This window comes from Acetobacterium wieringae, assembly GCF_001766835.1.
Taxonomy (GTDB): domain Bacteria; phylum Bacillota; class Clostridia; order Eubacteriales; family Eubacteriaceae; genus Acetobacterium; species Acetobacterium wieringae.
In genome coordinates this window covers 51,275-63,736 of record NZ_LKEU01000014.1, presented here as the reverse complement: position 1 = coordinate 63,736, position 12,462 = coordinate 51,275, and the positions used below count along the sequence as shown (strand labels likewise).

Sequence of the window (12,462 nt, the reverse complement as noted above, 5' to 3'; positions counted from 1 at the left end):
TAGGTATTCTCATCTTTATCGATGTTTAGATATTAATGCATATAGATCTATTTTAAAACAAAAGAAAAGTTCTGTCAAAACTTTATGCCTAAATAATGTATAAATTTGAAAATAAAGTGAATTCATAAAACAACTTCATCAAAAACACCCCTCAAAACTATTATTCAAGGGGTGCTTATCGTTCTTTTCAGTTTTTTCTTAAAAAATTTTAGAAAGTTGGCTCGATCAAGCCGTAATTTCCATCTTTTCTCATGTAGACAACATTGACATCGTCCGTATCACCGTTGAGAAATACAAAGAAATCATGTCCCAGCAATTCCATTTGTAAGGTTGCTTCATCAACATTCATGGGTTTGACCGCAAATTTTTTGGTTCGAACGACTTTGGGTTGGAACACATCATCTTCGAGTCCTTCGATCCCTTCTAAGTTAAACTTCGCTGCTTCATCCTGATTGCGTTTCTGTAATTTTGTTTTATGTTTTCTAAGCTGACCTTCCAGTTTATTGACAACATCTTCAATTGATGTCACCATATCCTCGGATCTTTCTTCAGCTCGTAAAATGGTTTTTCCCACAGGAATGGTTACTTCCAGCATCTGGTAATTTTTTTCTTTGCTGAAGGTGGCGTACACTTCAGTTTCCTGACCAAAGTAACGATCAAATTTCCCCAGTTTCTTTTTTAATGTTTCTTTTAAACCTTCTGATACATGCATATTTTTTCCGTAAATTGTGAATCTCATAACGACAACTCCTTTCAAAAGGTCAACCTTACTCGTTTACACTCACTCATGAAGTGCTTTTAAGTATATTCTTATTATACCCAATCCAATCCCTTTTAGTCAAAATCATTTGTGTCAAATTCTTGTCACAAAATATCATCTAAAATAAAGTTATTCATTTTTAAGCTGCCTCAGTTGACCTGGTCTTTTCCCCCACACTCGCCAGCTGGAAGTTTAGCTCAGTGTTCGCATCACAACTCCTTCTCTCGGTGTACCCGGCTGGACTTACTTCTAAGACGCACTATGCTCAACAATTCGCTATTGAATTGTCTTACGTGGATCGCTTCGCCTGCATCTGGCATCGACTTTCAACCACAAACCTGAGACAACGTCTATTATAAGATCCCCATCACAATAATGTCAAGCAAAATCAAATCATTCAAAATCCGGACTATTCCATTTGTTGCCATTTATGCTATAATAGGTGAAATATACTTACGGAGGTTTTTATGTTATTGGGTATTGCCGCAATATTTTCAACGATTGTTTTTGTTGTAAATATTACTCTGACCTTCACGATTATTTTTCTGGAACGCAAGAACCCGCAAAGCACCTATGCCTGGTTATTGTTTTTATGGATGGTTCCTATTTTAGGATTTTTATTTTACATCCTCTTCTCCCAGAATTTAACCAAACGAAAAATTTTTCGTTATAATACCCCGGAGAACATTCAGTATCATCAACTGCTACGGCAACAGCAACGGTCACTGTCCCGTATTATTGCCATTGATCCGGATAGTCCCATCGAGAAATACCGACATTCCATTGAATTCCATCTCAATGTCAGTGAATCCCTATACACCAACAATAATGAGGTTCAGATTTTTACCGATGGCTATAAAAAATTTGATGCTCTCTTTCATGCCATGGAAGAGGCTCAATCCTCCATTCATGTGGAATACTACATTATTAAAAATGATACCCTGACTGCTAAACTATTCGACATTCTGACCCGGAAAGCCTTAGAAGGTGTCGAAGTACGGCTGCTTTTTGATGCCATGGGCGGCCGATATCTTCCTCGGACGGTTCTCGAAGCCTTCGAATCTGCCGGGGGTAAAATTGGCATTTTTTTCCCATCCCGGTTTAAAATGCTCAATCTCCGGGTCAATTACCGAAATCATCGCAAGGTTGTAATCATAGACGGTGTCACCGGTTTTGTCGGTGGGTTTAACATCGGCAATGAATATCTGGGTCTGGAGAAGAAAATGGGCTATTGGCGGGATACCCATTTAAAAGTGGTCGGTTCGGCGGCTTATGAACTTCAGCATCGTTTTCTTTTGGACTGGCGGGCCAGTTCCAATGAGGAGCTCCTCATTGACGATACCAAACTCAATCAGTATTTTCCCGTCATTCCCCAAAAATCCGGGGCGGGTATTCAAATTGTCTCCAGCGGTCCCGACAACATCAACCAGCAGATTAAGCAGGGTTTCCTGCGGATGATCAATACCGCTGAGGATTATATCCTGATTCAGTCACCCTATTTTGTGCCCGACGAAAGTATCCTGGAAGCTCTCAAAATCGCCCTATTATCCGGCATTGATGTGCGAATTATGATTCCCAATAAGCCGGATCATATTTTTATTTACTGGGTCACCCTGGCTTATGTGGGTGAGCTGATTGAATATGGGGCCAAAATATTTATTTATGAAAATGGCTTCCTTCATGCTAAAACCATTGTCGTTGATGATTCGGTCTGTTCGGTGGGTTCCTGTAACTTTGACATCCGCAGCTTCAGGCTGAATTTCGAAACCAATGCCTTTATTTATGACCGCAAGGTTGCCACCAAACTTAAAAACATCTTTGTCGAAGATATTAAAAAATGCACCTATTATAATAAGGAACTCTATCGCAACCGCAGCCGCCGGGTCAAGATCAAAGAATCGATATCCCGGCTGTTCTCCCCGTTATTGTAAAACACAAAAGCCTCCCTTCCGGGAGGCTTTTGCATACTAGAATCTAAAATCCCGCTTACCGGAATTCAGTTCGGTGAGATGGTCAGTAGCAATTCTGCGAACCTTGTCGTTGGGAATTGATGCCAGCTCCCGGGCAATGGTTTTTTCACCATTTAATTTGGTCTCCGGGGCAGCATAGTCTTCCAGATATTCTTTGAGGGTCATAATCGCATTGGGCTGACAGCAGTTGGCAATCTGACCGGATTTGACCAGTTGCATAAAGCGGTCGCCGGTACGGCCTTCCCGGTAACAGGCGGTACAGAAGCTGGGAATGTGGCCCATTTCCAGTAGCCAGTTGACAATTTCATCGAGTTTCCGGGTATCATTGAGTTCAAATTGGGCGGAGTTTTCGTCTTCCGGTTCGGGTGTATCATAACCACCGACACTGGTACTTGATCCCCCGCTGATCTGAGAAATTCCCAGTTTTAAGACCCGCTCCCGGGAAGCCTGCGACTCCCGGGTAGAGATAATCATCCCGGTGTAAGGTACAGCAATGCGCAGTACGGTGACAATTTTTTCAAAGATTTCATCAGAAATGGCATTGGAAAAATCACTGGTGTCAATATCATCAGCCGGACAGATCCGCGGCACGGAGATGGTGTGCGGCCCAACCCCCATGGCAGCTTCCAAATGCTCGGCATGCATCAGCATCCCTACAAAATCATAGCGATACATATTCAGTCCGAAGAGCACCCCAATTCCAACATCATCGATGCCACCTTCCATGGCCCGATCCATGGCTTCGGTGTGCCAGGCGTAGTCGCTTTTGGGGCCGGTGGGGTGGAGCATTTCATAATTTTCTTTGTGATAAGTTTCCTGGAATAAAATATAGGTTCCGATGCCAGCTTCTTTTAACTGTCGGTAGTCATCTACCGTGGTGGCAGCGATATTGACATTGACCCGGCGGATATCGCCATTTTTATGTTTGATGCTGTAAATGGTTTTGATGCTTTCTAAAATGTATTCCAGGGGATTATTTTTAGGATCTTCACCCGCTTCCAGGGCCAGCCGCTTGTGGCCCATGTCCTGCAGGGCGATCACCTCTTTGGCAATTTCCTCCTGGGTCAGCTTCTTGCGGCTGATGTTTTTATTTTTGGCATGATAAGGACAATAGATGCAGCCATTGACACAATAATTGGAAAGATATAGGGGCGCAAACATGACAATGCGATTGCCATAAAACTTGTTTTTGATCGCCATCGCCAGTTTAACCAACTGGTTATTCTGTTCTTCCAGCTCACAGGCCAGTAACACTGCTGCCTCCCGGTGGGTCAACCCTTTAAAGGTACCTGCTTTTTCAATGATTTCATCAATCAGGACAGCATTTCTTTTATTTGCTTCCGCATAGGCCAGGGTGTCCAGAATTTCCTGGTCATCAATAAATTCAACCGCTTTTTTTGACATTACATTATACATTTTACGCTCCTCAAGTTTTTATTATTTCATAAGTATAAATTTATTCCATCGAACGATGGTTGTAAAGCTCACGGCACTTTCAAAATCAACCGTCATTATTTCTATTCTTGCGGGTAATCCCCCCGGTGGGTTAAAATCTCATAGCCAATTCCTTCCATCCGTTTACTTAAACAGACTCGACATTCGGCTGCTTCATCGCCAGTACAGATCTTATTGTCATAAAGGCTGTAGTCTTTTCGAACCGCCACTGGTGACAAGTTGGGCATAACCACATTAGCCCCGGCCAGAATTCCCAATTCACGACCCTTGGGATCAATTGTTCCCAAGGCTGTGGTAGCAGGAATCAGGGCCTTAGGTAGCATCAAACGTAAGATTGAAATCAGCAGCAGGGTTTCTTCCAGGGTACCAGCCTTGGCATCCTTATAAGGGGTATGCTGATGGGGGATGAAGGGCCCGATTCCGATCATCTGGGGGTTTAGTTCTTTAATAAAAAGTAGATCTGCCACCAGATTATCAACAGTTTGGTGCGGCGAGCCGACCATAAAGCCGGTGCCAACCTGAAAGCCGATTGCTTTGAGATCCTGGAGACATGCCTTACGGTTTTCCAGCAACAATTCCCGGGGGTGGAGTTTTCGATAATGTTCCGCTGAGGCGGTTTCGTGTCTGAGCAAATAGCGGTTGGCCCCAGCGGCATAAAATGCTTCGTAGACTTCCCGAGGGCGTTCTCCCAGCGACAAGGTAATCGCACAGTCCGGGTACCCCGCTCTGATTTTTTTGATCAGTGCCGCCATCTGTTCATCGGAAAATCCCGGATCTTCACCGCCCTGCAGCACAAAGGTGCGAAAGCCTAAGTCGTATCCCAGAGCACAACAGTCAAGAATTTCCTGCTCACTTAAGCGATAGCGATGGGCTGCTTCGTTGCCCCGGCGGATGCCGCAGTAATAGCAATCATTTTTGCAATAATTACTGAATTCAATCAGTCCCCGGACATAGACCCCTTTACCAAAGGTTTCACCTGACACTCTTTGAGCTCGGTTTGAAAGATCCGCCCGTAATTCCGGCGTGTTATTTTCCAGTAGCCATTTAAATTCGTCCCGTTCCAGGAACTGCTTTTTTTCCAGCTTTTCAGTTATGTTATTCATGATTGTTTTCCACTTCTTCACCCTTCGGTAGTTTTGAATAAACGGTTTTAATACTGACTCCCTCGATCATTCCCAGCTTCCCGGACAGCGAGCTGATGATATTGGTGGATGCATCCACCACCACACTGATGACCGATACGTTGCGCTGATGATAAGGGATACCCATTCTTCCAACAATATGCTCGCCATAATCATGAAGTACCTGGTTCAGTTTTTCCACGGCATCTTTTTTTTCAACAATAATCGCAATCAGTCCAATTCTTTTCTCCATCTCGTTCTCCTTGTTCACCTTCTTTTTGACAAGCTACCCACAACATCCTCAAAAAAACAGAAAACCCTGTACCAGAGGGCACAGGGAAACACGCAAATAACCCATTCATTGTTCTTAAAAATGAACTGGATACATGACACATGATTCTCTCGCCTTTCCATTAGGGACGAACCCGGATGGCATCAGTACGATAACTTTGTTTTGATTTTACTAAATACATTTACAGTTTGCTGTCAGAATCCGTTTTTTCATCATCTTTCAGTTCACTGTTGTTGAAAAGGATATCATATATTATCTAAATCTTCAATCATAATCACAGGGAAAATTTTGTCTCGACTCATCCGTAGCTGGTAAATAAACAACAAAAAAAGGCAATCATTTTTCCCCGCCCGACCCTCTCCGAAGATTTCGGCTGGATCACGGTTAACAATTGCCTTTTATAATAATTCGTTTAGCTCATGACTGACTAGTAAAGATTATGAATAAATAATCCGCTTCTTAATTTGGGTTCAAACCAGGTAGACTTTGGCGGCATCAGCAAATCGGCATCGGCAATGTTCATCAGCTCTTCAATCGAAGTGGGATACATCGAAAAAGCCAGAACCATGTCTTCGTTGGCCCGACGTTCCAGTTCTTTTAAGCCCCGGATGCCCCCAACAAAGTCGATTCGTTTATCGGTTCGAATATCGCCAATGCCCAAAATTGGCACCAGAACATTGTCTTGCAGAATCGCCACGTCCAGTGAGTTAACCGGATCTGCGGGATCATAGACCCCCTCTTTAACCGTCAGCAGATACCATTTGCCATCCACAAACAAACCAAAACTGCCTTTTTGCGGTGGATTCACGGGTTCGCCATCTTTTGGTGTCACCTCGAATTTTTCTGACAAGGCACTGATAAATTCCTCAACGCTGAGTCCATTAAGATCCTTGACGACCCGGTTGTAGTCCATGATGTACAGCTGTTCATCAGGAAATAGTACCGACAGGAAGTAGTTGAATTCCTCATCACCGGTATAATTGGGGTTTGCTTCCCGACGCATCAGGCCAACCTTAACAGCGGAAGCCGAACGGTGATGACCATCGGCAATATAAAGATTCTGAACCTGACTAAATTTTTCGACCAGGCCGGTAATCACGGTCTCATCATCAACCACCCAGGCCCGGTGGGTAATCCCATCATCGGCGACAAAGTCATAGACTGGCTGATGTTCATTTCGCCAAGCGTCGATCATGGCGTTAATGGCGTCCTGAGCCCGGTAGGTCAAAAAAATCGGTCCGGTATTGGCATTGCAGGCGTCGACGTGTTTGATTCGGTCTTCTTCTTTATCGGCCCGGGTCAGTTCGTGTTTTTTGATGGTATTATCAAGATATTCATCGATGGCCGTACAGACGACCAGTCCCACCTGGCTGCGGCCATCCATAATCAGCTCATAAATATACAAGCAATCCTGGGTGTCCTGGGTCAGAGCCTTGCGATGAAACAATTTTTCCAGGTTTTTTCTGGCGGTTTCATAAACAAAGGGGTCATTGATTTTAATCCGAGGATCCAGGGTCGTTTCGGGTCGGTCAACCCGTAAAAAAGAATCCAGTTTGCCACGGGCGGCAATGGCCGCTTCCTCACGGTTATAGACATCATAAGGCAGGGCTGCCACATCCTGCGCTTTTTCCGGCAGCGGACGCACCGCTTTAAAGGGCTTGATTGTTGCCATTATTTCCTCCTATTTTTAAATAAAGAAGTGGCTTCAGATGAACGAAGACCACTTCTTTGTCGTATTGTAATTATTTTAAAATCCGTACTCGGGTAACCCCTTTAATGGCTTTTAAGGCTGTTTTCACGTCTTCGCCAACATTGCTGTCAACGTCGATCATGGTGTAAGCCCAGGCTCCTCGGTTTTTATTGGTCATCACGGCAATATTAAGATCATGGTCAGCCAAAATCTTAGTGATCTGTCCCAACATGTTGGGCACATTGGCGTGATTCACGGTGATGCGGTTTTCAGCTTCGCAAACGCCCATGTTGCAATCCGGATAATTGACCGAATTGATGATATTACCATTTTCCAAATACTCTTTTAACGAATGAATGGCCATTTCGGCACAGTTCTCTTCACTCTCCGGGGTTGATGCCCCCAAGTGAGGAATATTAATGACGTTTTTCATTTTCAGCAAACGTTCGTTGGGGAAGTCGGTAATGTAGGTGGCGATGATACCTTCTTCAATGGCATTTTCCAGGGCATCGTAGTTAACCAGTCCGCCCCGGGCAAAGTTGAGTAGTCGCAGTCCTTCTTTGGTATCTTTTAATAAATCAGCATTGACGTAATCTTTGGTTTCATCCATATAAGGAATATGCAGTGAAATGTAATCACAGTTTTTAAAGATTTCTTCTTTACTGACGGCACGTTTTACTTTGCGGCTTAAACCCCAGGCATTGTCAATCGAAATGAAGGGGTCAAAACCATAAACCTTCATCCCAAAATCAACAGCCATGTTGGCAACAAGGACACCAATGGCCCCAAGACCGATGACACCCATTTTTTTGCCGTAAAGTTCCGGCCCACCAAAAGCGCCCTTACCCTTTTCTACCAGAGCAGGAACTTCATCACCCTTATCAGCCAGGGTATTTGACCAGGCGATCCCGTCAACTACCTTACGTGATGAGATCAGCATCCCGGCGATCACCAGTTCCTTTACCGCATTGGCATTGGCACCCGGTGAGTTGCAGACAACAATGCCCTGTTCGGAACATTTATCCAGGGGAATGTTGTTGACCCCGGCACCAGCCCGACCAACAAATTTAACGGATGCTGGAATATCCATATCGTGCATTTTAAAGCTTCGCAGTAAAATTGCATCGGGATTCTCCGGTTGATCTAAAACCGTATAATTTTCACCTAATAATTTTAGCCCTTTTTTTGAAATGTTATTGAGGGTCTGAACTTTATAATTCACTGTCGTGTTTCCTTTCTTAGCGAAAACGCCTAGGCGTTTTCTTTTTCAAATTTCTGCATGAATTCGATCAGGGTATCAATCCCTGCCATCGGCATGGCATTATAAATGCTGGCTCGCATCCCACCAACGCTGCGGTGACCTTTGAGGTTTTCCATTCCGGCTTTTTTACTTTCCTTAACGAATAGCGCATCTAATTCGTCAGATCCGGTAATAAACGGTACATTCATGAGGGAACGGTCTTCCGGCACAACGGTGCCCTTGTACAGTTTACTGTTATCAATGAAGTCATATAGTTTTTGAGCCTTTTCTTTGTTGACTGCTTCCATTCCAGCAACGCCGCCATTGGCTTTAACCCATTCAAAAACTAGTTTACAGATATAAATACTGTAGCAAGGTGGGGTATTGTAGCAAGAATCGTTATCCGCATGAATTTTATAATCCAGCATGGTAGGGGTGAAATCTTTGGCATGACCCAGTAAATCTTTACGAATGATCACGACCGTTACACCAGCAGGTCCCATGTTTTTCTGAGCGCCCGCATAAATCAGGCCAAATTTAGAAACGTCATAGACTTCAGATAAGATATTTGACGACATGTCCCCAACCAGTGGCACATTTCCAGTATCAGGAATATTTTCAGGTTTAAATCGCGTTCCGTAGATGGTGTTATTTACGCAAATATGGAAGAAATCAGCATCGGGTGTAAAATCCTTGGGATCCACCTTGGGGATGTAGGAAAAGGTTTGATCCTGGGATGACGCAATAACCTTTGCTTCTCCATAACGGGCTGACTCCTGATAAGCCTTTTTTGCCCAACTGCCGGTAATCATAAAATCGGCTTTATTGGTTTTTGAATAAAGATTCAAGGGAACCATGGCAAACTGAGTTGATGCTCCACCTTGTAAAAACAGAATCTCATAATTCTCTGGAACATTCATCAGTTCCCGGTAAAGACTTTTGGCAGCTTGCAGAATATCATCAAAATAGGATGATCGATGACTCATCTCCATTACGGACATGCCTGCATCTCCATAGGATACCATTTCAGACCCAGCTTTTTCCAGGACTTCGAGTGGTAAACAAGATGGTCCAGCTGAAAAATTATAAACTCTTTTCACTTTTAATTTCCTCCTTAAATAGTGTTTTTGGTGTGAATGTAATTCTCTGAAAAAATTACTTCCTGCTATTATATGTTAAAAGTTTGTCAAATGCAAGATTTTGTATTAAATTTTATGTAAAAATTATTGTTTACCAAATTTTTTTATTCAATTATTACTGTTGTCTTTGCTGGCGTAATCGATTTGACCAAAGACTGGGATAAATTCGTCTGAATCGGCAATTCATATTCCCCTGGACCCAAGTTGGCACAATCAACAAAGGCTTCAATCTGAGCTGCATTTAAACTGTTTAAAATGCTGCTGGCACCTTCTAATTTAACCACCACTCGAGAATCCTTGATCTTAGACGTAACCAGACCAGTTCCCAGATTTTTAGTACTCACTTTATCGATGGTAAAGCTTTTCTCCACCGGCGTTTCAATGGACACTGTCGCCTTGACTTTTCCGCTACCATCGAGGAAATAAAATCCTGACGGCAGCGACAGATTAACATCTTTGGTAAATGTTTTGGACTGTCCTGATACATCAATGGCATCCATCGGAATCGTCTCAATGGTATTGAGCAGACCTTCCTTGGCTCCAATTAGCACCTTGGAGGGCTCAACCTGAACACCCGTGACAATATATCCGCTGGCTGGGTCTCCGGTTGTGGATGGAACAATCCCAATTGATTTTGTTTTGCCAAGGATGATTTCCGCTTCCACCACATTGGGTAGGATCTCCAAATCGGTAATCGGATTTCCGGCAGTATCATAAGCAGTTACTTCCAGATTTTGCGTAGTATCCTCTTTTAACCCATTGACATTGGCCGTTGCCGTAATTTTATCAATCCGGGCGATGGACTCCTGTGGACCTTTTACTTCCACGGTTTCCTGAGACTCGGCCGAGATCACCGCCAGATCATCGGCGGGTTTCCCTTCCAGACCAATATCCACATCCATATCTTCTTTGATAATATTATCCACATCAATCTGAAGGCTGGAAGGATTCATACTGGTGATTATCACCGAGTTGGCCAGTCCCTTAACCTCTACATCCAGATCGTAGGTTCCCTTCTCATCGATATCCCCAAGATCAACTTCGGCGGTTATTTCTTTCATGTTAACATTTCTTAGATTCTTGTCCGTCCCCTTGACCTGCATATTCAGATAATAGGTTTTATCATCGGCCAGAACCAGATTTTTTCCGGACAACGATTCAACATTGGTCAAGGTTATCGGGATACTGTTAAAATCCTGGGTAATCAGCATATCCGCATTCCCATTGACCATAAACCAAAGCGTAATCGCAATACCAACGGATGCAAGCATTCGAATCAGTCGTTCACGAAACGAAATTTTCTTTTTATTTGCTGCCATCTAATCGCCCCCAAAGTTTGCCAATCCACCCGCTATCGGTGTTACCATCCTCATTTACGGTATAGTTTTCCATGATAATTTGTTTGAGCACCTCAATCATGATGTCCTGAAACAAGGTACCCTTTGAGGCATAGGAAACTTGACCGGTTTCTTCCGATACAATGATGACCAGGGCATCGGATTTTTCAGTCATTCCCAACCCCGCCCGATGGCGGGTTCCCAATTCACTGCTTAAATCACGATTGTCCGAAAGTGGCAGCAAGCAACCAGCCGCTCGGATTTGTCTGGACCAAAGCTTAATAATCACCGCTCCGTCATGAAGGGGTCGATTGGGGGTGAAAATATTTTCCAGTAATTCACTGCTGATGTCTGAATCCAGCTCCGTGCCCGTTTTAACAATATTATTAAGCCCGGTATCTTTCTCCAGTACAATTAGAGCTCCAGTTCGCTCGCAGGCCAGTTTTCCCACGGCTTTGATGATTTTATCCACATCGTCTTCCAGAAAATCCATTGAGGGCTTTTTCATCATCTCTTTAAAAATTCGATAATTCCCCAGTTGTTCGAGAGCTGAACGGAATTCCGGCTGAAATACCACGACAATAAAAATAAACGCCCAGGTAAAAACGCTGGTGATAATCAGATTCAGAGTGGTGAAACCCAACCATTCACTGATGGGCGCCAAAAAAAGCAACACGATCAAGCCTTTAAAAACCTGTTCAGCCTGAGTGCCCCGAATCCACATCAATAGCCGATAGACAATAAAGGAAATAATGACGATCTCAATGATACTGGCTACGGTGATTCTCGATTGAATATATAACAAAAACTCTTCCATTTTAGTTCCCTCGTTCATTCGTTGCTATTAATTATACACTAATAAGGCCATTTCGTGAAAGAGAATTTGTTTTTTTTCATATTTTTACAATCATCATTAAGAATTTTTTTAAGGGAGACTTGTGAAACACATGTTAAAATAAATTTTAAATTGAAACCTTCCCATCTTTTTTAAGAATAAGGAGATCATTTTCATGAAAAACCATCTGTTTTATTTATTGCCCAAAAGCGAAACCGTCTTTTTAACCAACACTGATTCATTTAATCAAGCTTATAATATGTTTGTCATTACCAATTACACCGCCTTACCGGTTATTAACAAGAAAGGACAGTATGTCGGAACCATCAGTGAGGGTGATCTGCTCCGGGTACTGTCACTGAGTCTCACCCATCCCGAAATTGATTTGGAGTCTTTTGAAATCAAAGATATTGATTTTAAAATTAATCTGGAAGTGGCCCGAATCAATGAAAGCTACGAACATCTGGTGGAGCTGGCAGTCAAACAGAACTTTATTCCCCTAGTCGATGACCAGGGTATTTTTATCGGCATCCTCCGTCGTCAGGAACTGATCAAAGAACTGATCAGTTTCTTAGAAGATAAGGTAGCTGAGCAGGAAGCTGGCTAACTATCCTTCCGCTCAT

The 12,462-nt window shown here is 43.2% G+C and carries 11 protein-coding genes; 2 read left to right on the top strand and 9 right to left on the bottom strand.

What is annotated here, in order from left to right; translation table 11 throughout:
• Positions 1-208: 208 nt before the first annotated feature.
• Positions 209-739, bottom strand: a complete 531-nt coding sequence (hpf, locus tag ACWI_RS03140) for a ribosome hibernation-promoting factor, HPF/YfiA family (RefSeq protein WP_070369976.1) — start codon at positions 737-739, stop codon at positions 209-211.
• Positions 740-1,227: 488 nt separating this feature from the next.
• Here hpf and cls point away from each other — a divergent pair, with 488 nt between their 5' ends.
• Positions 1,228-2,691 (top strand): cardiolipin synthase, encoded by a 1,464-nt coding sequence (gene cls / locus ACWI_RS03135; protein WP_070369975.1) that lies wholly within the window; start codon positions 1,228-1,230, stop codon positions 2,689-2,691.
• A gap of 36 nt (positions 2,692-2,727) precedes the next feature.
• Here cls and hydG read toward each other — a convergent pair whose 3' ends face one another.
• From hydG to cdaA, 8 genes are all read right to left on the bottom strand, one after another.
• On the bottom strand, positions 2,728-4,146 hold the full coding sequence (hydG, locus tag ACWI_RS03130) for a [FeFe] hydrogenase H-cluster radical SAM maturase HydG (protein WP_070369974.1): 1,419 nt from the start codon (positions 4,144-4,146) through the stop codon (positions 2,728-2,730).
• Between the two features lie 101 nt (positions 4,147-4,247).
• A complete protein-coding gene (gene hydE / locus ACWI_RS03125; RefSeq protein ID WP_070369973.1) occupies positions 4,248-5,288 on the bottom strand; it encodes a [FeFe] hydrogenase H-cluster radical SAM maturase HydE in 1,041 nt (346 codons plus the stop codon).
• Entirely contained in the window at positions 5,281-5,559 is a 279-nt protein-coding gene (locus ACWI_RS03120) for a TM1266 family iron-only hydrogenase system putative regulator (protein WP_070369972.1), read from the bottom strand. Before ACWI_RS03120 ends, hydE begins: the two co-directional genes overlap by 8 nt.
• Before the next feature lie 466 nt (positions 5,560-6,025).
• A complete protein-coding gene (locus tag ACWI_RS03115) occupies positions 6,026-7,270 on the bottom strand; it encodes a DUF1015 domain-containing protein (protein WP_070369971.1) in 1,245 nt (414 codons plus the stop codon).
• Between the two features lie 70 nt (positions 7,271-7,340).
• Positions 7,341-8,510 carry a phosphoglycerate dehydrogenase gene (locus ACWI_RS03110; RefSeq protein WP_070369970.1) on the bottom strand — a complete coding sequence of 390 codons (1,170 nt, stop codon included), beginning with the start codon at positions 8,508-8,510 and terminating at the stop codon, positions 7,341-7,343.
• Between the two features lie 29 nt (positions 8,511-8,539).
• On the bottom strand, positions 8,540-9,628 hold the full coding sequence (serC, locus tag ACWI_RS03105) for a 3-phosphoserine/phosphohydroxythreonine transaminase (protein ID WP_070369969.1): 1,089 nt from the start codon (positions 9,626-9,628) through the stop codon (positions 8,540-8,542).
• 143 nt (positions 9,629-9,771) lie between these two features.
• Positions 9,772-10,986 carry a CdaR family protein gene (locus ACWI_RS03100; RefSeq protein ID WP_242871566.1) on the bottom strand — a complete coding sequence of 405 codons (1,215 nt, stop codon included), beginning with the start codon at positions 10,984-10,986 and terminating at the stop codon, positions 9,772-9,774.
• A complete protein-coding gene (gene cdaA / locus ACWI_RS03095) occupies positions 10,973-11,821 on the bottom strand; it encodes a diadenylate cyclase CdaA (RefSeq protein WP_070369968.1) in 849 nt (282 codons plus the stop codon). The genes ACWI_RS03100 and cdaA overlap by 14 nt, the downstream gene beginning before the upstream one ends.
• A 193-nt stretch (positions 11,822-12,014) precedes the next feature.
• On the opposite strand from cdaA, the gene ACWI_RS03090 reads away from it, so the two are divergent.
• The gene (locus tag ACWI_RS03090) at positions 12,015-12,446 is read left to right on the top strand and encodes a CBS domain-containing protein (RefSeq protein ID WP_070369967.1); all 432 of its coding nucleotides are present in this window, start codon (positions 12,015-12,017) and stop codon (positions 12,444-12,446) included.
• Positions 12,447-12,462: the final 16 nt, after the last annotated feature.

Excerpts from the sequence above, each read along its gene's own strand:
- hpf (WP_070369976.1), bottom strand. The coding sequence starts at position 739 with ATGAGATTCACAATTTACGGAAAAAATATGCATGTATCAGAAGGTTTA.
- cls (WP_070369975.1), top strand. The coding sequence starts at position 1,228 with ATGTTATTGGGTATTGCCGCAATATTTTCAACGATTGTTTTTGTTGTA.
- hydG (WP_070369974.1), bottom strand. The coding sequence starts at position 4,146 with ATGTATAATGTAATGTCAAAAAAAGCGGTTGAATTTATTGATGACCAG.
- hydE (WP_070369973.1), bottom strand. The coding sequence starts at position 5,288 with ATGAATAACATAACTGAAAAGCTGGAAAAAAAGCAGTTCCTGGAACGG.
- ACWI_RS03120 (WP_070369972.1), bottom strand. The coding sequence starts at position 5,559 with ATGGAGAAAAGAATTGGACTGATTGCGATTATTGTTGAAAAAAAAGAT.
- ACWI_RS03115 (WP_070369971.1), bottom strand. The coding sequence starts at position 7,270 with ATGGCAACAATCAAGCCCTTTAAAGCGGTGCGTCCGCTGCCGGAAAAA.
- ACWI_RS03100 (WP_242871566.1), bottom strand. The coding sequence starts at position 10,986 with ATGGCAGCAAATAAAAAGAAAATTTCGTTTCGTGAACGACTGATTCGA.
- cdaA (WP_070369968.1), bottom strand. The coding sequence starts at position 11,821 with ATGGAAGAGTTTTTGTTATATATTCAATCGAGAATCACCGTAGCCAGT.
- ACWI_RS03090 (WP_070369967.1), top strand. The coding sequence starts at position 12,015 with ATGAAAAACCATCTGTTTTATTTATTGCCCAAAAGCGAAACCGTCTTT.